General features: G+C 49.0%; 20 protein-coding genes and 1 pseudogene. 4 read left to right on the forward strand and 17 right to left on the reverse strand.

What is annotated here, in order from left to right:
- Positions 1–43: 43 nt before the first annotated feature.
- The 10 genes and pseudogenes from MRK00_15545 to MRK00_15590 form a co-directional block, all read right to left on the reverse strand.
- On the reverse strand, positions 44–931 hold the full coding sequence (locus MRK00_15545) for a hypothetical protein (protein ID MDR4518783.1): 888 nt from the start codon (positions 929–931) through the stop codon (positions 44–46).
- A gap of 160 nt (positions 932–1,091) precedes the next feature.
- Entirely contained in the window at positions 1,092–1,682 is a 591-nt protein-coding gene (locus MRK00_15550) for a YfiR family protein (protein MDR4518784.1), read from the reverse strand.
- On the reverse strand, positions 1,682–3,814 hold the full coding sequence (locus MRK00_15555) for a TonB-dependent receptor (protein MDR4518785.1): 2,133 nt from the start codon (positions 3,812–3,814) through the stop codon (positions 1,682–1,684). Before MRK00_15555 ends, MRK00_15550 begins: the two co-directional genes overlap by 1 nt.
- Positions 3,802–5,298, reverse strand: a complete 1,497-nt coding sequence (locus tag MRK00_15560) for a TonB-dependent receptor (GenBank protein MDR4518786.1) — start codon at positions 5,296–5,298, stop codon at positions 3,802–3,804. Before MRK00_15560 ends, MRK00_15555 begins: the two co-directional genes overlap by 13 nt.
- A 21-nt stretch (positions 5,299–5,319) precedes the next feature.
- A pseudogene (locus tag MRK00_15565) lies at positions 5,320–5,712 on the reverse strand (TonB-dependent receptor plug domain-containing protein).
- 530 nt (positions 5,713–6,242) lie between these two features.
- On the reverse strand, positions 6,243–7,106 hold the full coding sequence (locus MRK00_15570) for an Hsp33 family molecular chaperone HslO (protein ID MDR4518787.1): 864 nt from the start codon (positions 7,104–7,106) through the stop codon (positions 6,243–6,245).
- 4 nt (positions 7,107–7,110) lie between these two features.
- Positions 7,111–8,244 carry a carbamoyltransferase HypF gene (locus MRK00_15575; GenBank protein MDR4518788.1) on the reverse strand — a complete coding sequence of 378 codons (1,134 nt, stop codon included), beginning with the start codon at positions 8,242–8,244 and terminating at the stop codon, positions 7,111–7,113.
- Entirely contained in the window at positions 8,237–9,091 is an 855-nt protein-coding gene (gene hypB, locus MRK00_15580) for a hydrogenase nickel incorporation protein HypB (protein MDR4518789.1), read from the reverse strand. Before hypB ends, MRK00_15575 begins: the two co-directional genes overlap by 8 nt.
- A gap of 12 nt (positions 9,092–9,103) precedes the next feature.
- Complete coding sequence (hypA, locus tag MRK00_15585; protein ID MDR4518790.1) at positions 9,104–9,445, reverse strand: hydrogenase maturation nickel metallochaperone HypA; 342 nt, start codon at positions 9,443–9,445, stop codon at positions 9,104–9,106.
- Positions 9,446–9,605: 160 nt separating this feature from the next.
- Positions 9,606–10,040, reverse strand: coding sequence for a hydrogenase maturation protease (locus MRK00_15590; GenBank protein ID MDR4518791.1), 435 nt, complete (start codon positions 10,038–10,040; stop codon positions 9,606–9,608).
- An 80-nt stretch (positions 10,041–10,120) separates the two neighbouring features.
- Here MRK00_15590 and MRK00_15595 point away from each other — a divergent pair, with 80 nt between their 5' ends.
- Positions 10,121–10,324 carry a DUF2905 domain-containing protein gene (locus MRK00_15595; protein ID MDR4518792.1) on the forward strand — a complete coding sequence of 68 codons (204 nt, stop codon included), beginning with the start codon at positions 10,121–10,123 and terminating at the stop codon, positions 10,322–10,324.
- A gap of 219 nt (positions 10,325–10,543) precedes the next feature.
- On the opposite strand, the gene MRK00_15600 is transcribed toward MRK00_15595, so the two are convergent.
- The gene (locus MRK00_15600; protein ID MDR4518793.1) at positions 10,544–11,743 is read right to left on the reverse strand and encodes an ISNCY family transposase; all 1,200 of its coding nucleotides are present in this window, start codon (positions 11,741–11,743) and stop codon (positions 10,544–10,546) included.
- A 159-nt stretch (positions 11,744–11,902) separates the two neighbouring features.
- On the opposite strand from MRK00_15600, the gene MRK00_15605 reads away from it, so the two are divergent.
- Positions 11,903–12,151 carry a hypothetical protein gene (locus tag MRK00_15605; protein ID MDR4518794.1) on the forward strand — a complete coding sequence of 83 codons (249 nt, stop codon included), beginning with the start codon at positions 11,903–11,905 and terminating at the stop codon, positions 12,149–12,151.
- A complete protein-coding gene (locus MRK00_15610) occupies positions 12,148–12,564 on the forward strand; it encodes a type II toxin-antitoxin system VapC family toxin (GenBank protein ID MDR4518795.1) in 417 nt (138 codons plus the stop codon). The genes MRK00_15605 and MRK00_15610 overlap by 4 nt, the downstream gene beginning before the upstream one ends.
- 147 nt (positions 12,565–12,711) lie before the next feature.
- Here the strand turns inward: MRK00_15610 and MRK00_15615 are convergent, their stop codons facing one another.
- From MRK00_15615 to MRK00_15640, 6 genes are all read right to left on the reverse strand, one after another.
- Positions 12,712–13,725: a formylglycine-generating enzyme family protein gene (locus MRK00_15615; GenBank protein MDR4518796.1), complete on the reverse strand. Its 1,014-nt coding sequence runs from the start codon at positions 13,723–13,725 to the stop codon at positions 12,712–12,714.
- A gap of 309 nt (positions 13,726–14,034) precedes the next feature.
- Positions 14,035–15,174: an RNA-directed DNA polymerase gene (locus MRK00_15620; protein ID MDR4518797.1), complete on the reverse strand. Its 1,140-nt coding sequence runs from the start codon at positions 15,172–15,174 to the stop codon at positions 14,035–14,037.
- Positions 15,175–15,193: 19 nt separating this feature from the next.
- Positions 15,194–15,541 (reverse strand): diversity-generating retroelement protein Avd, encoded by a 348-nt coding sequence (gene avd / locus MRK00_15625; GenBank protein MDR4518798.1) that lies wholly within the window; start codon positions 15,539–15,541, stop codon positions 15,194–15,196.
- A gap of 84 nt (positions 15,542–15,625) precedes the next feature.
- Positions 15,626–18,736: a formylglycine-generating enzyme family protein gene (locus MRK00_15630; protein ID MDR4518799.1), complete on the reverse strand. Its 3,111-nt coding sequence runs from the start codon at positions 18,734–18,736 to the stop codon at positions 15,626–15,628.
- 14 nt (positions 18,737–18,750) lie between these two features.
- Positions 18,751–19,863 (reverse strand): MoxR family ATPase, encoded by a 1,113-nt coding sequence (locus tag MRK00_15635; GenBank protein MDR4518800.1) that lies wholly within the window; start codon positions 19,861–19,863, stop codon positions 18,751–18,753.
- Positions 19,856–21,178, reverse strand: coding sequence for a toll/interleukin-1 receptor domain-containing protein (locus MRK00_15640; protein MDR4518801.1), 1,323 nt, complete (start codon positions 21,176–21,178; stop codon positions 19,856–19,858). The genes MRK00_15635 and MRK00_15640 overlap by 8 nt, the downstream gene beginning before the upstream one ends.
- Before the next feature lie 257 nt (positions 21,179–21,435).
- Here MRK00_15640 and MRK00_15645 point away from each other — a divergent pair, with 257 nt between their 5' ends.
- Positions 21,436–23,280, forward strand: coding sequence for a PAS domain-containing protein (locus tag MRK00_15645; protein ID MDR4518802.1), 1,845 nt, complete (start codon positions 21,436–21,438; stop codon positions 23,278–23,280).
- Positions 23,281–23,284 lie beyond the last annotated feature (4 nt).

Raw genomic sequence — 23,284 nt, forward strand, 5'->3', positions numbered from 1 at the left:
CTTACAGTAGCTTCTGCAACAATTCACCCAATCTCAAATCAGTTTAATTACCGAGCTTAACAAAATCGCCGTTTTGGTTAATCCATACTTCCCCGGTAAATGCGTCGGTCACAGTTGCGGCGTCCGTTGCAAAGCAATCTGGCACGACCTGGCTCGCATAGGTTCCGGCCGAAGCATAGGTAACGGGCGGCGTTACCTGCACGCCTTCCAACGGAAAACTGGCCAACAGTTCGGAAAGTGTTTCTGTAATATCAAAACACAGGTCAGAATTAACAATCAGATCCGCCGTTCCGGTTGCGGCATTGATTGTACAATGTTTGACACTTGCATTCGCATCGACAATGGCCTGAAACGGATTGGGCAATCCAGGGGTAGTTATGGTAATGCCCTCTAGACTCGAAGCAGTAACCGTATTACTACTCAGCACGGAAATACCACTCGCATTTTGTTGCTGCGGTATTACGCAGAGATTGCTATTGGTCGGATCGGATATATTTGGTGCAGGCACGCATTGACCGTTGGTTGTGACCGTCACGACGTTGCCGCTCTGACTATAATTAATACCACTGGGCACATTTTCCGTATTACAGGCACTGATGCCGCCGCCACCTGATTTTCTCACCAGATTCACCAGGTTAGCGAGCGAATCAACCCGTGTTGGCGTGTCGCCCCAGGGGCCGCCCAAAACATAAACATTATTATCATTAGTATTGACGCCTACGTAAACAGCGGTTTCAGGGTAAAACCTAAACAACCATGGACTGATATTTTGTGTTGCGCGATGACCAGGAAAAACTTCCGGAAATTTGTTTTCAGCCCAGTTAAGCACTGTCGCAGTATCATCAGCGGTATCTGCAAAGGTTAACTGTATTTGCGTAAATAAAATCGCCGCCAGAATTGCTTGAAAAAAGTTTTTAGAATTTAACTTCATACCATGAAACCTCTCTTCTATTGTTGGATAAGTACTTGAGCACGCGTGTTGATTAGCCCGCTGAAAAGGATATTGCAATAGCAAGCATACTTGCATTATTAATGATTCATAAACGAAATAAAACGGACTAAAACCATATACTTTTCTGATTGATAAGCATCTATTGATGCACCTTAACCGCCAATTGCAATAATCTTGAACTGATATTAAGACCTGCATCGCGCGCATTACGCAGATTAATTTCAAAAATTATTCTTTCATTCGATAAATCCATGTTGATTGCAACACCATGAGTGACCGCAGTTGAACTATCAGCGAGCGTCAGGATGGGCTTGTCTGAAATTTTATCCAACAGCGTTGATAGTTCATTGCTGATCGATTTGGAGAAAAATATAGCCTGGCAGTCATTAAACTGATCTGTAACGCTAATACGCTTCACCTGAATTTGTCGACCATTCACCGGCTTGCTTTCCAACAAATCAATTTCACCGTCAAAATAATCCCGTCCATAAATACAGAGATTTAGCGTCTCGCCTGTTTCTTCCGGCCATTGCGTAAATATCAGAAAGTTATATATAAAGGCAGCCTTTACCTTGTATTCGATGATTTCCTCGGCAAAAGCATCAGATTGTGCATATGGCAGTACAAAACCAAGACATACAACACACACAGCATGCACAACACCTCTTTTCAAGCGCATGCTCAATGGTTGGATGAAGCGGTTAAAAAAATTCATATCTGCGTTTGCCATTAAAAGCGCCACTGCGCTCCCACGTAAATGCCGCGCGGAAGACGCGCTGCTGTAGATGGGATAATATCGGATACGTATTCCCTGTGGTTCTCACTAAACAAATTCTGGCCGACAAGAAATAACTCAATATTTCGCACCGGTTTGAACGCCAACTTGGCGTCCATTGTGACGTAATCAGGTATATTATAAAACTCCACTCTGCTGGTATAACGCAACCACAGATTAAGCTGTAATCTATTCGAGATATCGTAACTTGAACGTACTGATAATTGATGCTGAGGACTGACTTTATCTGCACCGCCCGTTAATGGATCGAATGTTTTAAATGCTTCATTCGATGAAACGTCCATTTTAAGGTAGCTATAACTGCCCTGAAAGCGCAAGCGATCGAGTGGATTCCAGTCAGTGGACACTTCGAATCCGTAAGTAAGCGCGGATGCTTTATTGTTGACAGTTACGGGTACAATAAGATGCTGCGGCAATCCTGTGCTGAACGATAATGCGCCAAAACTAAAATCTCTTAAGTCACTATAGTCATTGACAAAACCAGCAACATCTATAGATGCCTGTGATGAAAACTGATGACGATATCCCAGTTCGTAGGCGAGCAGTTTTTCCGATCCGAATTTACCATTGCTATCGATGAAGCTTAAAGACGAAATCGGGAAACTGGAGTTACCCGGCAAACCGGTTTTAAGACCAAGATTGATATGTGCATCATGTTCACTGCGGGAGGGCGTACGAATCGCGCGGGATACAGCCATCCATACGGAGTTTTTATTATCTGGGATCCAGGTTAACCGCGCGTTGGGTTGAACTTCCAAGCCGCTGAACTCATTGTGATCCACCCGGGTTCCGATAGCAAACAAAAGCCGATCGGGAATCAGCACGATATCACTACGGACAAAACCGCTGAAGAAATGATTGGTCGCTTGCCGCGGATCAAAAGTGATCGCTTCTGAATCGACAACCTTGTTTCGGTTCGCTCGGTAATGCGCGCCCCATGTAAAGTTATGTTTGTCCAGCAATGGAAAATTGTGTTGAAAATCAACATCAACACTTTCAGCTTCATACTTTGAAATCGGTAACAGTTGATAATGGTTGCGGTCGTAAGCCGCCTGTAACCAAAGAGAAGACTTGTCAGAAAACGTTCTGTCCCAGCGAAAACGCAGGTAACCGCCTTTTTGGTTATTGCGTTGCGCCTCGCCCGTAATTGTGGGTAAATCGAGGGTGTTTTTATCTATGGTTTGACCCAGCGCGTTATAAAAGAGTTCGCCTTGCAACGTAAACTGATCGCTACCGCGGTTGTGGTCAACACGGAATCCCGCTCTGGCAGAATGCCATTGTTCATGGTTGTCGGCGCCAGACAAACTGCGTGTACTGTCTCTTGAAAATCCTTTTGCAAAAATCCTGAATGGTGTTTTTTCATTAAACTTGCCACCGTGACGCGCGCTCATAAAACCGCGTTCAAAACTTCCGCCACCGGCGGTCAAAAATGTTCCTTGTGTGTTGCTGGCGCTTTTAGTGATAATGTTAATCACACCATTGACTGCATTGGTTCCCCACACCGAAGCTGCAGGACCGCGAATGACTTCGATACGTTCGATATCTTCCATCAAAGTATCTTGTTGCGCCCACAGTGTTCCGGCAAATAGTGGCGAATAATCGCTGCGTCCGTCGACCAGCACCTGGACCTTGCTGGATGAAAAACCGTTAAAACCACGGATACTGACCGCCCATTTATCCGTGCTGATTCGTCCAACCTGCACACCCGGCGCCATGCGCAGCGCTTCCGGTATGCTGGTTACGCCTGACCGGCGGATATCGTCCTGGGTAATCACAAAAATAGCTGACGCCACTTCATTAAGCTTTTGTTTGTTCCGGGATACAGAAGACACGTTGACAACCCTGACATCCATCAATTCCTCGATCGTGAACTTCAGGAACGGATTATCACCAAACGCAGGACTGGCAACCGCATGAATGGCAATACAGCACAATACGACGCAAGAAAATAATCTATGGCACAGTGTATTTAAACGCCCCTTTCCGGCGTGCAGACACATTTGTGTCCGTGTGATTAACCCACCAAACATACACCTGGCGCTGCGACTTGCCGTCAGAACTGCCATCGCGCCCCCACATAGATTCCCCTCGGAATAACACCTTGTAATGTAGGGATGGTGTCGGAAACAAATTCCCGGTGATTTTCACTGAGCAAATTCTGGCCAACGAGAAACAACTCAACATTTTTGGTCGGCTTGAATGTCAGATTTGCATCCATCGTGACATAATCGGGAATGTCATAAAACGCAATATTGCTGACATAACGCAGCCAAAGATTGAGTTGCAGTTTCTCGGTAAAGTCGTAATTCGAGCGAAATGATACGCGATGCTGCGGGGTTACACTGGCTGCGCCACCCGTTGTCGGATCAAGTTGCTTCAGAAATTCGTTCGCATGAATATGCATATCCAAATAACTGTAGCTGGCCTGCAAGCGCCATTGATTCGACGGCTTCCAGTCAGCGGATGCTTCAACCCCAAAGGTATGCGCTGACGCACTGTTGCCAAGAACGACAGGTAAAACAAATTGCCCGGGAAAATCTGAATTGGTTGCAAATGTACCGAAATTGGAATCACGCAGTTGTGTATAGTCGTTATAAAAACCGGTAATATCGACCGACGCCTGCGGGCTTATCTGATGGCGATAACCCACCTCATAGGCAATCAGCTTTTCCGAGTTAAAATTACTCGAACCCTGTATAGCCGTCAGGATCGAGCCGGAAAAAATTGGCAATCCAGGCAGCCCCTGAAGCTGCCGGACGACAGCGGTAACATCATTTTCACCCCGTGATGGTATGCGTACGGCACGGGATACGGACATCCATGCAGAATTTGAGGAATTGGGCGTCCATATGAGACGCGCATTGGGCTGTACCTCGAGGCCGGTGAAATCGTTATGATCCAGACGCGTGCCTAAGGTGAGCACCAGGCGTTCGGGCAGCAATGAAATTTCGTCACGCACAAAAACGCCAAACTGATGATTGGTCTGTTTGCGGGGCGTGAATTTAGTTATAACGGAGTCAAAACTCGTATTGTGATAAAGCCGATAGTTGAGTCCCCAGGTGACATTGTGTTTTTCAAATAAACCAAAACGTTGCTGAAAATCAACATCAAAACTCTCTGCATCTGTGCTTCCGATAGGCTCCAGCTCAAAGCGAACACGGTCGTAATACATTTGCAGCATAACAGCGGATTGTTCGGAATAAACCCGGTCCCAGCGCAAACGGATATTCCCCCCGGTGTTGTAACCGCGCGATTCGTTCTGAGGCATTCCGGGCAGATTGAGCTGACTGCGATCCACCGTATCGCCGTTGGCATTGTAGAAAATATCACCTTGCAGGGTAAATTGATCAATACCGCGTGCATGATCAAGGCGGAAGCCGCCTCGGGCTGAATGCCACTGGTTGTGAATATTATCGCCCGCAGTCGATGTCAAATGATCGCGTGTAAATCCCTTGGCATAAAACCGATAAGGCGTTGCATCGTTTATTTTGCCGCCGTAACGTGCGCCAAAGAAACCGTGCTCGAAGCTGCCGCCTCCCGCAGTGAGCAATGCCCCTTGTGTGTCAGCCGCTTTTTTGGTGATGATATTGATGACGCCGTTGACCGCATTTGCGCCCCATACTGCAGCTGCCGGACCGCGGATAACTTCGATACGCTCGACATCCTCAAGCAGCGTATCCTGCTGTTCCCATTGTACCCCGGCGAACATTGGATGATAGACACTGCGGCCATCCATGAGCACCTGGAGCTTATTCGCAAAAACGCCATTAAATCCCCGGATGCTGATCGCCCATTTATCCGTGGATACCCGTTCAACCTGAACGCCAGGCGCCATACGCAATGCATCGGGGATGCTGGTCGCACCGGAACGCTTGATATCGTCCTGCGTAATGACAAAAACGGCTGCGGCGACGTCATTCAATTTCTGTGAATGTCTTGACGCCGTAATCACCTCAATATTCATCAACTCCTCGATACTGAGCCCGAGCAATTGATTTTCAATATTTTTTCCGGCTGCACCGGCAATAGGCATAAAGCAACAAATAACAAGAAAGAACAATGACTTGACATTTGTTCGATTTGTATGATTGTTATTTAAAACCATGCTTTTTTTTCAGACTGACCGGGTAATTTTAGTTTGAGAAGAAGAATTTTTTCAGACAGGCATGGTATAGGAAGAGATCGCACTATAAAGTCATGAAAAAAAGTGCTTTGATATTCTTTTTATACTGATTGTGAATGAAAATTTGGCTAAACTTTGCGCAGCAAAATAACGCTGCACCCGTAATGCTGGGACATTACGCGCGGTTACCATTCACAAACCGATACCGGAAACTTATCGGATACTAAAATCGGATTAATCGTACCAATCTAACGTGATCGAACATTACCGGATTTTTTAAGGGGATCGCAAAAATTCAGCGATTTAAAACAAGGCGGGCAGGCTATACTGATGAATTGCGTATTATGCCGATGAATTTTTAGAGGTGTCCGTCAGTGAATTGTCGGCCCGGCTTCACGGAAAATAGCGTCTATGGCCAACGCATCGAAACGGTACTCGCGGTTGCAGATGTCGTCATGCACAACAATTTCTCCGCGTTCGCTCAAAATCGCATCCACCTCTTCGCGGCCGAGCGATTGCAGCAAGTCATAGATTTTCGACGCATCTTCACGGCATCCATAGCTGACGGATTGCGCATCGAAAATGCGAATGGTTTCTTCAAAAAATAACCGTGTCAGGATTTCCTCGGCGGTCAGTTTGAATAAATCCTGATCGTGCGTAGTTGCTGCCAGCGCTTCAATACGTGTCCAGCCATCGGGATCGCACTGATCGGCCGAAGGCAGTTTTTGCAGCAGAATGCCAAAAAGGGCATTATCCGATGCCGTCAAAAAAAGGCGGGACGGCAACTGCTCGGATTGTTTGAAATAATGCTCAAAAATTTCACCGATGGTATCGCCATCGAGCGGCACGATGCTCTGGTAAGCCTCGCGCATGGAATGCATATCCAGCGTCAATACCAATTGGCCATGCCCTAATAGACTCGGCACCGGCTGTGCGGCCACTTCTGCAGCGTATTTCGCCATACCTCTTAACTGCAGACTGTCATCACAGTCAATAACCAGCATCGAAACCGGCCCGTCGCCTTTCAACTGCACAGTCAGGCGGCCGGATTGTTTAAGATTATCCCCCAGCAATAGTGCAGTAGCGCTCAGTTCTCCGAGCAATTGCACCACGGGTTCGGGATACTGCCGGTCTTTCAGCATCTGCTGCCAGACACTTTCCACGCGCACCACTGCGCCACGGATATCCAGATTCTCAAGTAAAAAGCGTTGTACGTAATTATTCATAACTTTCATTATTTCATGTTTTCTGCAGCGTTTGAAGCGCAATCCATGCCTGCCCTAATGCAATCGCGCTGTCATCAGGCGGTAATTTTTCTGCGGACAGGAGGCTGATGGAACACCCTTCAAGCCGGTTTTTTAGTTCTTTAAGCAGGATTCCATTATGAAAGCAGCCACCGCCAAGCGCAAGCCGGGTAACGCCATAGTACTGGGCGGCGCGCCTCGCCCACGCTGCCAGTCCAGCGCTTAAGGTCGCGTGAAACACTGCCGCAGCTTTCGCGACATCCCGAACAAAATCCGGTTCGTTAACTATGACACCCAACAGCGGCGAGAAATCCAGCAGGTTATCGTCTGTTATCCGATATCCATTCATGAGCGCATCTGCAGGGCCATTTTTTTCGGCCAGCTGTTGCAGCGCAATCGCTGCCTGCGCCTCATGCGACTGAACCAGACACACACCGAGCAAACCGGCTGCCGCATCGAATAATCGCCCCATACTCGAGGTTTGCGGACAGTTGATATTGTTTTGCAGCATGGCCGCAACAGACTGTGCAGCAGGCTGCCCGTGAAAACGTTGCACAATTTCGTCAATGCGTCCCAGCTTTGCCATCGCAGCCGCGGCCATCCGCCACGGCTCCCTTGCCGCACGGTCGCCACCGGGCAATGCCAGCGGCGCCAGATGGCCGATGCGCTGAAATTCGCAACCGTCCACCCGCAACAGTTCTCCGCCCCAAGACGTATTGTCCGTTCCAAGCCCTACCCCATCGAGCGCCAGTCCCAACACCGGAGCGGCAACCTGATGTTCGGCGCAGACCGCCGCAATATGCGCGTGATGATGCTGCACTGCCATCACCGGAATACCCATTTGCGCAGCAAAGGCACACGCAAACTCGGTGCTGTAAAAATCCGGATGCAAATCATGCACCGCAATTTCAGGCTCGATTTTCAGCCTATGACACATGGCGGCAACCGTATCGTCCAGTCTGCGCCGGGCTTCGGCATTGTCCAGGTCGCCGATAACGGGCGAGAGATACGCTTTATTGCCTTGCGTCAAACAAATGGTGTTTTTCAGCCATGCGCCGCAGGCCAGCACGGCCGGCCCGCATGCAGGCAGATCGATTTGGGTGATGGCGGATGGCGCAATTTCAGCCACTGGAATGCAGCGGCTGCGATATCGCCTTTTGCGTCGTAACCGTGCGATGGTGACCGGCTTTAATCCAGTCTATCCAGTCCTGCATGCCTGTTCCCTGAGTGGCCGATATCTGGAATATTTGCAGCGCCGGGTTGATACGCTGCGCATACTCAATCGTCCGCTCGACATCGAATGACAGATAAGGCAGTAAATCGCATTTGTTTAACAGCATCAGATCGGCGGCATGAAACATGTCGGGATACTTCAACGGTTTGTCCTCGCCTTCAGTGACCGACAGGATGACAACCTTATGCGCTTCGCCAAGGTCGAAACCGGCGGGACAGACCAGATTGCCGACATTCTCGACGAACAGCACACTGTTATCCTGCAAGTCCAGTTTTTCCATGGCATGGCCCACCATATGCGCATCCAGATGGCAGCCCTTACCGGTATTGATCTGTATCGCGGGCACGCCGGTGGCACGGATTCGCAGCGCGTCCTGATCAGTCTGCTGGTCGCCTTCTATCACTGCAATCGACGGGCTTTGCTGCAATGCGTTCAATGCATTAATCGTCTCAATCAGCAGCGTGGTTTTTCCCGAGCCGGGACTGGAAACCAGATTCAACATAAAAATCCCATGACCGGTCAGGTAACGCCGGTTATCGTCCGCATAACGGTTATTTTTCGCCAGAATATCCTGCTCTATCCTGACCCTGCGCGACGCGCTCACACCCGACACATGATCCGGCGCATGGCCACGGACATGTGAATACGCATGACTGTCCACCGCATCACCGTGATCGTGATGATGCAGTATTTTGCCATCCATATGAACCTGATCCGTTCCGCAGCCGCATGTCGTACACATTTTTATTTCACCTTATTCCACTTCGAGTTCCTTGATCTGCATTTCCTCGCCGCGGATTACCGTTATCGCATGATTACCGCAGATTGGGCACCCATCATAACGCGTAGTAATGGCAATCTCGCAATGACACTGCTCGCACCACCCACACCCGGCAATATCAATGATTACGAGCGTTGCCTGCTGCGCAATGGTGCCGTCCACAACGGTGGAGAAACAAAACTGCAACGCGTCCTTCTCCACACAGGATAATTGCCCGACTTCCATCCACACGGTTTTGACACGGGAAAAACCTTGCGCCACTGCCGCGTCTTCAATAATCCGCACCATATTCTCCACAAGCGACAGTTCATGCATATCTACTTCCTGTTAATCCACACCGCAGACACGCCATACCTTTCTGCAGCGTCAAACAATTATCACGCGCCATTGATCACGTTTGACGTCATGTAATTTAGGTAAATCCAATATACGATTGCCAGACCTATGCTTCGCGTCGTTTTGAAAAGTTTCAAGACTACATAATCCGTTGGTTAATAAACCGGACTGCGGCATTCAAATTATCAGCCGCCTGATTACTGAGCGGATCGCCCAACGCAAAATTATAACCGCGAATGCGCAATAAAAAAGCAGCCGGCGCATCGCATCGATAAACCTGTCGGTAAACATGCAGCAATGCGGCTGGCGTCAACGCATGACTGGTATAGCTGTCATCCTGTTGCGCCTGAATCGCAGAAAAATGAAACGGCTCGGCGCAACTGACATCGGCATCGGCAAATACCACCTGCCCGCAGCCCTGCAGATCGGTAACATGCTCAATCAGCAACTGCATATCCGCCTGCACACGGACATGCGCCCGCTCCGGCTGCCGGAACCGCTCCACCAGCAACGGCCCCAACGCATCATCACCGCGCCCCGGATTACCATAACCAAACAGAAGTATTTTCGCCATCAGTTCATGAGATCAGTGCACACGGTTGAGCCGTCGAAAAGCGTTTGATAGGATACAATCGTTTTTTTCCAGGAAATACCATGCAAAAACTGCTCATCCTATTGGGAATCATTTTACTCATTCTGGGCTTGGCCTGGCCGCTGCTGTCCAAATTCCCGTTCGGCCGCCTGCCGGGCGATATTGTTATCGAACGGGAAAATTTTACCTTCTATTTCCCGCTGATGACAGGGCTATTGATCTCAATTGTTTTGTCGGTATTGCTGTGGTTCTGGATACGCAAATGAGCCGCAGCAACCTTACATGATTCTTCCTGCGCCGCTGACAAACCGATTGCAAAGTGAACCGGCAGAATAACAATTGTTTTGATGAACGGCGCGACGCTGTTACACCCGCCCCGATCACACAGAATCATCATAAAGTGTTGTCAACAAATAGAATTGTCCGGTTTTATAGCAAATAAACTGTCCGCTTTGCAATTAAACGCAGTGAACTCCTCTCGATGTTCATTGCGAAGCTGTGGCGGCGGATTTACGCAACAGCTTTTCATCATGTTTTATTTCCTGGCCTGCTTTATCGTACTGGGCAATTTTCCGCGGCCCATGCAAGATCGCTAACTTGCCGTCGGGATAGCGCAGTACTGTCACCTTGGCCTTCACGTAATGACACCGATGTTGATTGGCAGGAATTTGCAGCTTCAAGTTGTTGAAGCTGACGCAATTGTCATGACCCACGACACGCTCATGACGCTCGCACAGGAAATCCTCAATTTCTCCACCGATCCAGGGTACAAATGCTGATCCATCTACCGCAGCAGGCTGCTTGAATTCATCGTTAAAAGCAGGCATATAGACTTCCTGCAGATAACGGTTTGCCGTTTCCATGTCGGCGATGCCTGCCAGCGCCAGTTCCTTGGGTAAACGTTCTTGATGGGTGCGGAACATGCGCTCACTGCGTCCACGCGCCTGTGGCGAGTAGGCCGCGATCATTTCAATTCCGAGCCGCTTCATGGCTTGTCCAAACTGCGTAAGATTATGTTTGTCTACTTTGCCACCAGCCTCTGGTGTATGCCAGTAGTGACTGCCTCGGTCTGAATAAAAGGAACAGAACAATCCTTGCTTCTCTATCACCGCCTGAACGCCTCTGAAGCTGCTGGCAGTGCCTTCTTCCTGAACAAAAAACATCGAGTAATGTTCACTGGTTGCATCGTCCATAGTGACGATTAAATCCCATTTCTGATTGGCTACCCATTCATGGGTGCTGCCATCCTGATGAATCATCATTCCGGTCAGTGGTGAGCGTTCACGACGTTTTCGATGCGCGCCACGCTTTGATGTACGTTTGATCAACCCAGCTTCTTGTAACCGGCTCTTAACCCACGTATAACTGCGTGTGCCACCGTCCTTGCAATACCATGCATGAAAATGCCTGGCATTCCAGCCAGAATAACGGTTGCGATACTGTTCCGTTAAACGCATCACTTCATCCACTGGCGCACAGCGGTGCGATGCCTGGGTCAGCCGCTTGTCCAATAACGCATCCAGACCACCTTCGTCGTATTTGTTCATGTAGCGCCGAAATGTGCGATCACATACACCAAGCAGCTTTGCTGCTTCGTCTTGCGTGATACTCCCACTTTTATAATTCCCATAGGCTTCCTCAAATCTCATCTTCCGTGTCTCCTGTAGCCATTCTGTCCGTTTCATCCTTGTCCCTCCTGGGACTAAGATAATCCGGACAAATCATTTGCTACATACCCGGACAGTTTATTTGTTCTCTACACAGAATCATCATAAAGTTGCATATTTATACCATATTGATTATATTAGCTATTTTATAAATTCAATCAACCCGAAAAACTCCCGATGGCCCATCTTACAATTCGTGACTTACCCGATAAAACCGAGGAATTATTGCGCATTCGCGCAGAACATGCCGGTATTTCGTTAGAAGCTTATATTTGCCATATTCTGCAAAAAGCATCATTGACTCCTGAAGGTGAAACAGTCGACATTGCACAAATTGCAGAGAAGTATTTCGGCGCCAGATACGGTATTGAACTCGCATTACCTGAACGCAAGACACGGCGTTCATCCATTGATTTTATCGAGTGATTATCCTGGATACCAACATCATCTCCGAGCTGATGCGCGAGCAACCGGAAATAAAAGTCAAACACTGGATTAGCAAACAAAACTCAATCCATCTGGGCATCTCAACGGCTACCGTCGCAGAAATCCAAAGAGGACTGATGCGCCTGCCAACAGGTAAACGCCGCACACAGTTGACTACCAGTTTCGAGGCATTCCTTACAGAAGCGTTTAATGGCAGAATTTTTCCATTTGACGAAGAAGCCGCTTATCACTATGGCCAAATCGCTGCACAATGTGAAATGCAAGGTATCAACACAGATGCGGTAGATTTGATGATCGCAGCCATAGCAAAAACCCATCAAGCTGCAATTGCCACCCGTAACGTCAAGGATTTTAATGGTTGCGGTATTGAAATCATTAACCCCTGGTTATAAATTTCAACACCATTACCATAAAAGTAGTATAGCCAAATACACCAAAGTTGGTTTAAAAATAGTGTGCCGTAACATTCACCCCAAACAGAAAACAGCAGGAGCTGCGCCCCTGCACCCCGCAAAGGGCAAAAGCGCAAAGATCAAAGATCAAAAAGCCCTGGCGATACGAAAGCCGACGCTGACGTCCGCATTATCGGTGCCGCTCCTGTAACGGTACGCCGACCGCAGGAACTGTGGATCGTTGCTCCACGACCCGCCCCGAACCACCCGGCGATCACAATCGCCGCCATCGGCCTCCAGCCAGACGGAACCGTCACGCGGTGCGTTATTGTAGTTTTCATGCCAGCAGTCCTGCGTCCATTCCCAGGCATTACCAAGCATATCGAACAGCCCGAAATGGTTTTCCCCGAAACTGCCCATCGGTGCGGTATACACATGCACATCGTTGCACTCGGCCAGAGTCCACCCGGAATCGGCAATCATCTTGCCTTCCTGGCCTAGGCCATTGGCATAATCGCATTGCAAATCGTCCCGGTAAAACCGTGCCGTGACGGTATCCGCGCGCGCGGCGTACTCCCATTCGGCTTCAGTTGGCAGGCGGTATTGTGCGCCGGTACGGCGCGACAGCCATTGTACATACGCTTGTGCATCGTCCCACGATACGCACACCACCGGATGATTGTCGGTTTGATCAAAGCCCGGATTTTTCCAATGATGCTCCGGCTGCTGCTGCCAGTTATTATTAACCCAAGCATAACAGCCCTTGCCACTCTGTTCTACAGTCGTCATGTATGGTTCCCCCTGATGATAATCCGTATCCTCGACAAACTGTCGGAACTGGCCGACGGTAACTTCGCATCGGCTGATCGCAAACGGTTTGGAAATGGTCACTTCATGTTGCGGACCTTCGGCATCAAAACGGCCGGTTTCATTGTCAGGCGATCCCATCAGAAACCGTCCCGGACGAATCGCAACCATCGTCGGTGCCTGTTCCGGCCCGGTGCGGCAGGTTTGCGCCAACGCCTGCGACGCTTTCCGGCCTTGTTCCGTGCGCTCACCGAGCGGTTCTGCAATGCGCCGTTCATTCACGTCACCGGCCAACAACGGCCCGCATAACAAACCGGCAGTCAACATCATGATGAATTTATAGTTTTGCTGCATAACCCCATATTCTTATTCCATTGCCCTACCCATCACAAAGCACGTAGGATGTGCCGACACCCGGAGGCGCATCGTTCCCGATTTGATGCGCCTTCCGGCACATCCTACCCCTACGCATGTCCATTGCCCTGCCACTACTCATCCATCGATTGATCTTTGGCTGCCCGTACCGGCGCAGCCAGGAGATGCCGCGTATGGGCACCCGCTTGCGCGCCCGGATGATCCTTGAATCATCCGGTTCCGGCATTTGCGAGCGTACTGGCGATACGAAAGCCGACGTTGTTGTTCGCATTATCGGTGTTGTTCCTGTTACGGTTCGCCGACCGCAGGTTTTGTGGATTGTTGTTCCACGACCCGCCCCGAACCACCCGGCGATCGTCCAGCGGTATCCCCTTTACCAAAGTATACCTGTCCAAGGATTGCTTTGCACAGTCCTTTGCTGTCCGCCTGACGGGCATGCCCGAGCCAGCCGGCGACATGCGGTTTGATTTCTGCCAGCGTCATGCGATGCTCACCATATGCTTTGGCCAGATGTTTCAACTTGCGGCGAAAGCGGTAACCACTGCCGCGTCCAAGCCGTGTCACTTGTGGAAATACGCGATAACCCAACACATCCAGGCCACAGGAAACCGGCACCAGTATTTTCTTGCGCGGATGAATGCCAATACGTTCTTGTGTCAGAAATTGCTCGATGGCTGCGCACCATTGCCAAAGCTGTTGTTTGCTGTCACCGAGGATGATCATGTCATCCACATAGCGCAGATAGGCGGGAATTTGCAGTACTTCCTTGACGGTGTGATCCAGATCGTTCAGGTACACATTCCCCAAAAACTGACTGGTCAGATTACCCAGCGGCAGACCGACGTTGCGCTCCATCAAATCCAGCAGCGTGTCATCGGGCGCTCTGACAACCGCAGGCCGCTGCGGCCACGGGCTGGAATCGATAATCACATCGAACAGCCACAACACGTCAGGATCGGCAATCAACCGGGCGATTTTTTGCTTGAGGATGCGGTGATCGATGCTGTCAAAATAACGACTGATGTCGATTTTCAACGCATACGGGTAACAATTCGCCCATTCACGGTATTGCCGGACAGCCGCATGTACACCCTTGTTTTTGCGGCTCGCGTAACTGTCGGTAATGAATTGGCGATCCAGTTCCGGCTCCACCTGGTTCATGAGCGCATGCTGCACCACCCGGTCGCGAAACGGCGCGGCTGAAATCAACCGCACCTTCCTGTCCTGCACCTGAAATTGCCGGAATTTACCTGGCCGGTAGGTTTTCTGCTGCAACTGCTCGCGAATATCGCTCAGTTCATATTCCAGATCAAAACCAAACTTCTGGACTTCAATCTGGGCGCGCTTGCCGCGCCGTGCCTTGCGGTACGCCAGCAACAGATTTTCCCAATCGAGAATGGATTGCCAGATAGCTTTCAAGGGATTCATGCCATCTTCACGTTTTCATTCATTTATCCGAAGATTTGCGCCAACCACCGATCTGCCGCCCCAACCCGGTTAGCCGCTCCGCGCCCTTGCCATAATTTTGATGCGATACCGATTGCAGGGTATGACTCAGCCGCCACAAATGGCGCACCACATCGAGTTGCACATTAGCAGCCTGCAGATAGGCCGCATGCGGTTTCTGGTATGTGGCCTGTATCAGATTTTCCAGTACCATCAGCAAACCGTTTTCGATACGCTCGCCTAGGGTAAAACGGCGGTTGCGCGGAAACTGATCGAGTTTCGGAATCATCCATGCCAGCAACTCATGACAGTCTTCCACAGCTCTCGGCATAGTGGTTTGTTGTTTCATCATGACTCTCCGCAAGTTGGATTATGTTGTATCACGTAGGATGTGCCGAAACCCCGCAAAGGGCAAAAGCACAAAGATCAAATATCAAAAAGCCCTGGCGATACGAAAGCCGACGTTGATGACCGCATTAACGGTGTTGATCCTGACACGGTTCGCCGACCGCAGGATATGTGGATTGTTGTACCACGACCCGCCCCGAACCACCCGGCGATTACACTCACCGCCAGCAGCTTCCAGCCACGCGGAACCGTCAACTGGCGCATTATTGTAATTCTCATGCCAGCAATCCTTAACCCATTCCCACACGTTACCAGCGGTGTCGTACAATCCAAATGCATTCGCGTTGAACGAACCCACCGGCGCGGTTTGTTTGCCATCCCATTGGCTGCCGCAGTCGTAACACACCGCATTATTTATGCCGATATCGTCGCCCCACCAGTAGCGGGTTTGTGACCCCGCCCGCGCGGCGTACTCCCATTCGGCTTCGGTCGGCAGGCGGTATTTTTTGCCGGTTTTATCGGACAACCATTTTACATACGCCTGCGCATCATCCCAGGAAACATTGATTACCGGTCGTTTGCCGCGCCCCCAGCCATTATCACTCGGCAATTTACGGTTGGTCGCCTTGGCAAACGCATCGTATTCGTCAAACGTGATTTCATATTTGCTCATTTCAAACGCATACGCAATCGTCACTTCACGTTGCGGGCTTTCTACACTCCATCTTCCAGCTTCATTATCCGGCGATCCCATCAGGAATTTTCCGGGCGGGATACGCACCATTTCAGGCTCAAACGGCAAGCGCGGTTCTGCTGGCATCCGCAACTCATCGTTGAATGCCGCACCGTACGAATTTACCCAGTGTGCCTGAATGGCATGGGGCTCCAATTCTGGCGACTCACGTAAAACCACTTCCGCACCATACGCCAACCCTTTCATGCGAAGTTTGATTCTGGCAGCCGCTTTTTCTCCGCCGGCAGGATAAATGATGGTATTGGTTTTCAGCGCTGCATCGCTGATTTCAGCGGGCTGCATAACCCGGAATTGATCTTGCAGCAGGCGCTGCTGCAACAAGTCAACAAGTGCTTGTGTATCTGATTGATACTGTAGAGTGATGTGCCATTGCGCAAAATGCAGTTCATTTCGTTGTTGTTGAATAGTGGTATACGCTTGAACGCCGTATTGAGTGATTCCCCACGAACCTAAAATCGCCACACAAAACCACAGTACCAGCGCCGGGCGAAGGATAATCCATTGATTGGCTCCGGGCATTAGTTTGTTCAGGAACCGCGGCATGTGAAAATCCAGTAACCCGAGTTTGCCATCGAGCAGGATATGCGCAAAAATCGGATCGTTCAGCGCATCGCTTTGCCGCATCATCCGTTGTTCGTCAAAACGCAGCTTGAATTGCCGTTTGGATGGCGTGCTGAAATCCAGTTGCAATGCACCGGGCTGGTCCTCGCTGGTCAGTTGACTGAACAGACTTTGCCAGACCGTAACAACGCGCTGTTTTTCATCCGGACTGCTGTGCTGCAACAACACTTCACGCAGCCAATTGGGTAAAAATCCATGTGTCAGCCACGGTAACCGACTCAACCGGAAAAACCGTTGCTCTCGCTGCCCGGCGGTATCCGTATCACCGGCATGACCACATAGCAGAAAGTCCAGTGCTTTGGTCAATTCCCATCCCGGTTTCGGATACACGGCGATGGTCCGTAACAACAGCAAACCCTCATTACCGAGATAATGTTTTAGTTGTTTAAACAATTCAACAAGGTCAACGCCCTGCGGTGGATGCTCATCGAGCCAGGCATCTGGATTCTCGGCGATCATCTCCGGTAGCGGCTCAGGATCGACCGGCTGTTCTCTCAGTTTGGGAGTATGACCCATCGTCAGATGACTGACCAACTGCGGCAGGCTGTCACGCGTTAATGGCAGCATTAAAAACTCGCGATCAGCCAGTAATCGGGCATGGTTTGCGTGTGCATCAAACGGATGCAACCAGACTTTATGCTGCCACGGCTTCAAATCGGTTAACCAGGGGCGAACTTCGCCACTGTATGGATGAAACAGGATATCGGTTTCGCTGAATACCATCAGCCGTGCATTGCCATACCGTGCCAGAACCTGTTCAAGCCGACAAGAATCGCCCGTTTCTTCATCCCAGCGTATCAATAAACGCGGATTGTCACGGAAACGATAAACATGCACGTTCAAACCGAGCGACTTGAACCGCCCGGCCAACTCTTCCACCAGACCGGCGTGTTGATCGTGGCGGTCAAGGCTGCGCACCAGCATCACATGCTCCGGCGGTTCGCGCCGGTTGCGGTAAACCGGCTGAAAGTAGCCGCCACTGCGCGCCGTAGCTTCCACGGTTGCTGCAATGTCCATCCGGCGGGTTGGCAGATACTGCACCGCGCGCAAATCCCGCAGCGCACGCTCAGCCTTTGCGCCACCCCATACCGGTATTAAATTGCGGTCAAAATGAAATTGATTGAACAGCTCATCGCCGGTCGATGTCGAACGGCTGAATTTCAGCTTGCGGAAATAATTTCGGAAATAATAAACTGCAACAGGTATCCATGGCACGGTATAAAGCAGCACGATAACCGGCCACGGGATATCATTTGGAAGTTCCTCTGGTTCAGGTTGCGTTCGGGGTAAAATCCGGTCGACGATGGGTATTTGTGGTTCTGTTGAAGCTTTAGGCTCCGGTTTTGCAGTTCCCGTTCCCGGATCATCAATTTTTTCGGGTGACTCGCCACCGTTAATTTCTGGATCATTTTTTTCCGCTGGATATTCAATGACAAACCAAAATACTGCGGCGACAATCAGTATTCCTGCCAGCCACCAGTATTTATCCAGCCTTCGGGCGCTGTCGCGCAGGGTATTGAATACGCCTTGCTCGGTGGAAACAAGATGATTCACGGTAGCAATGCTAACCGGCTTTTTATCATTCAGGCATTGTTCGAATAGATGTGGGAAACGGGCCTGATCCTCGGGCGTGCGACAGAATACCGGGCGCAACAATGGCATCAATTCCCGTTCCTGCTTAGGCAGCCTGTTCTGTTGTTTTAATCGTTCCAGCAATTGAACGGCCAATAGCCATACATCGGGGCTACTGGACATGGCTGCGTCACGCAACAGCTTATCCAGTCTGGGCAGGTTCTCAGCGTAAAATTTTTCGATATCCACCGATACCCGCCTGGTTAGCTGTTACTCGTCCGCCATTTCTCGAACAAAGCGTCAGCGCGTTTTTGGTCTTCCATATGTTTGAACAAGGTAACCTTGGCGCTGGGCAGGAAATCGCCGATATCTTCCACTGTTGCCTGATGCAAATTTTTTGTTGGGCTATGGCGGTTATGCAACAGCCATAACCAGCTTAACAGTTCGGCAGTCGATGGAATTTTTTGCAGCCGCATCTTGCGTAAATAGGCAAAAAAGGAAACGCTGCCCGACCAGACGCTTTTTTTAGCGTTAACCGTATTGTCATCTGATGCCGAGATATCGACGCCCAATCGCATTCGGATAATATCTTCAATGGTCACGGAATGATCCGTATTTTTGCGGTCAACTGTATTGCGAAACGGTGGCAATTCAAGATGGTAATATACACAGCGGCGCAAAAAAGCCTCGGGCAGTTCCCGTTCACGGTTACTGGTCATGATAACAAATGGTTTTCTAAGGACTTGCATGGGCTCCGGTTCACCCTGCAAGTTTCTTTTCAATGAAAACTTCGGATGCGAGGGTAATTCCGGAATCTCGAAACTGTATTCATTGATTTCATTCAGAATGTCATTGGGCACTTCGCGCGGCGCTTTATCGATTTCATCGATCAACACCACCGACTGAGGTGAACCAAATTCGACTTTTCCCAGGCAAGCCGCCAATTTTTCATCGTCTTCGGAAATTTCCTCTGACCCTAAAGCACGACAGATTGCTTTTCCCATCGCATTGAAGTGCAGAAAACGGTAGGGATCGTCCGGCTGATCCGTGATATGCGCAGCATGAAAACGCCCGAGTGTGTCATAGCTGTAAAACAAGTCCCGTCCATGGGTATCGGATTTGACGGTAAATGTTAACGGTTCTCCCCAGCCAAATTCCCAGGCCACGCTATGCGCCAATTGGGATTTGCCGCAACCCGGTTCTCCGGTTAGCAATAACGGCATGCCCAACTCCCGCGCAACGTTGACCGCAGCAACCAAACCTGGCGGCGCCACATAAAAACGGGGGTGGATAAGATCAGCTTCTGTCACGCTGCGTCCTAATTCTCCAGGGTCGCCGCGGCCGGTATAGGGTTTGGCATCAATTGAATTATTCATGGTTCAAATTTCCATCAAATGGATAATCTTTTAAAATGGCACACAGTTCATTTTTTAATTGCAGAAATGGCATATTCGCTTTCCCGGCAAATCTGGCAATAATCCTTTCACGATACGCGAGATCGATATCCCACAACTTCATCCAGTTGCGCAGGTCTTCATGAATCGTTGGCGATGTCTGCGGGGGAAGCATTGCTTGATGACGATCATTGTGTTCAAGCAGCACTTTAAGCTTTTGTTTCCACAGCGTACTTTCCTGTTCATCACCGATTGAATCGGTTTCACAAATCAGTAACAAAAAATGACTGGGTGAATCTTCCTGCAGATCCAGACCGGCCCATGCCATTAACATATCCAGCAGAAACTGTTGATTTCTCGACTCGTCACTTTGAATTTCCCGGTAAAAAATCTGGCATGTTGTTTTGGTTTCCAGCACCGCCTTGATTTGGTGCTTTCTATCTTCAAGGCTTTTTACATTTTGAATATCAGTAGTCAGTTTAAACCGCTTCCACAAAAATTCTTCAGGCCTTTTCTCATACATTTTCCAATTTCCCGAAGTTAATTTTGTTATTTCCGGCGTTTCACCGACACATTCATCCGCCATCCATTCGCTTAGGATATGCGATAACGTAAACACGATAATTTCAGGGAGTTCCTGTTGCGGCCCTGCGACAATAAAACCCTGGGTTTTACCGTTACTCAGGCAAACTTCCCAGGGCACATGTTCAATAAAATGATTGCGTTGATCGATCTGGTTCAAATTACCAAGACGGTAAAGAAATTTTTTGTCGCAGATATGATTTTGTGAGGATTTTTTCAACTGAGCGGGTGGAAAAGGTGGTTTAGATTTTGGCGGGTTTCTTTGTTGTGAGTTAATTTTTTGAATATCTCCAGGCAAGCCGTTCAATAACTTATGTTTAGCTTCACCTTCTTCAGTAGAATCAATTAGCCCAGTATTTATTCTGGTACTTAAAACCGCATCTACCGTACAGGTTTTAATTTTTACGATAATGATTGCTTGATTTTCACTTTTTGGATCAAGCTTATAAAAATACTCCCATTCTGCTTGGGTAAAATCTGCCTTCCAATAATCCGGGGATGCAACAATAACAATCCTCTCAGAGCACACCAGGCCTTCTTGCATGCATTTAACAAAACTTTTTCCACTTGGAAAATCCCAGCTATCGATAAGCGTCGAATAACCCGCCTCTTCCAGCGTCCAGGCAATCCATTCGGCATATTCCTTGTCAATACTTGAATGGCTTATAAAAAAATCTTTCTTCTTCTGTTCTTCCATTATTTCATGATTTGACACAGCCGGTTTTGGAAAAGATTGTTACAAACCGACTGATTTTAACATAAGCTATTAGTGGCAAGAAAAACTCACTTTTGGCAAGGCTATTGCACGGTCACTTGCCAATTTAGCGGCACAGGATTTTGTTCTAAGTTGATGGTTATCCGTATTCCCAAAATCGATTAATCATGCTTAAATAATAGCCGACATGTCTAAACGCATTGTTATTAAAACCAAAATTTCATTTATTTACCGCTGATTGCATTGGTCGCCCTGTTATGTCTTCCACGTTAAACATCAATTCGTCCGATTTTGATTCGCCAGAATTTTTGAAGGTACGGCTGGGTATTCTGGGTAAAAAAGCCGAAATCGGGGAATGGTTTCTCAATTTCTCGAGCAATATCCTGACGTGGTCAGACTCTCTCTATGATTTTTACGAACTCAATCGAGATTTCGACTGTGCAACCCTTTTCGACGGCGTTGATTTTTATAGCCCATCGGAAAAAGAGAGAATGCATGCGTTCATTGAACACGTTGTATCAACAAAAGCAGCGCGCTCTGAAGAATTCGTGATTGTTTTGAAAGACGGCAGATCAAAGTGGCACACCACGACCATCCATCCGGTACTCGACAACAACGGAGAAGTTATCGGTTTGTACGGCATTGTGCAGAATGTTTCTTCAGCGAAACTAAACAGGAAAGACCGCGAGCTATACCCCCGGATATTCGATCAATTGCCAGCAGCACTCACGGTACTGAATACCGAAGGTGAGCATGTCTATAAGAATCAGGCTGCCGCTGCACGAGAAATCAACAGTCCAACCCGGTCAGCTGAATCCAGAAGAAGTCTGGCGATAAAACAATGCATCGCTTTCCGGCAGCCGGTCACGTTTGAAGAAAAAAAGCCCGATTCGGAAGGTCATGAACGGATTTATTTAATGACGCTGTTTCCGCTCAGGGATGACAGTGGGAATATGGAATATTTTATTGAATATGGCCTGGATATCACCGCCAACAAGGCATATGAGCTTGAGTTGCAGCGTATGGCCTATGTTGCGGAAAAAACCAGTGGCATCGTCATGATTACCGATCCTGAACGGAGAATAATATGGATCAACAACAGCTTTGAAAGAATTCTGGGTTACCGCACCGAAGAGGTGATCGGGCGCAATCCCGCCGAGTTTCTTCAGGGCCCCGACACGTCTGCCGAAACAATTCGTGAAATATCCGATTCACTGAAAAGTACAGGCTCCTTTTCTGGCGAAATACTGAATTACACCAAAAACGGCGACAGAATCTGGCTTTATCTGAACATCGCCGCGGTGCACGATGATTCTGGAAAATTGATTAATTATGTGGCGGTTGAGAATGACATTACGCAGATCAAACTGGCCGAGCAACGATCGCAACAGGCCATGGAAAAAGAACGCGAACTCAATCGCTTTAAAACTCAGTTTGTCAATCTGGCGTCACACCAGTTCCGCACGCCGCTCGCCACCATCCGTTCCAGTATTGATCTGCTCGATCTTAAAATCGAGTCGACCGGTCATTCTTCTTCCTTTGCCGACTACTTTCGTAAGCACAAGGCGATAATGACGGAAGAAACCATACGCATGACAGAGCTTATGGAGAATATTCTGGATATCGGGCGAATGGATGAAGGCAAAATCGAGTTGGCCAAGAAAAACCTTCCGTTCAAAACGTTTATGGACGCTTTTGTCCAATCGAATGCCGAACCCGGCGGTCAGTATAGAAAACTGAACTATCGCTTCAATGCGCCGGATAAAATTATCAGCATGGACGAAATTTTGATGCGGAATGTTTTGCGAAATATCGTGTCAAACGCATTTAAATATTCCGAAGGTAAACAAGCGCCCGAACTCACCGTTTACTGCGCTGACGACGCCTACTTCATACGGATTAAAGACTACGGCATTGGCATTCCCGAAAAAGATCAGCCTTTTCTGTTTCAATCCTTTTTCCGGGCGTCAAATGCCAAAAATTTCCCGGGCAGCGGCCTCGGACTGATGATTGCAAAACGGTTAATCCTGTTGCATGGCGGCACTATCAATTGTGAAAGTAAAGCCGGCAGCGGCTGCACGGTGACCATACAATGCGCTTAAATGA

Source organism: Nitrosomonas sp. (assembly GCA_031316255.1).
Lineage (GTDB): Bacteria > Pseudomonadota > Gammaproteobacteria > Burkholderiales > Nitrosomonadaceae > Nitrosomonas.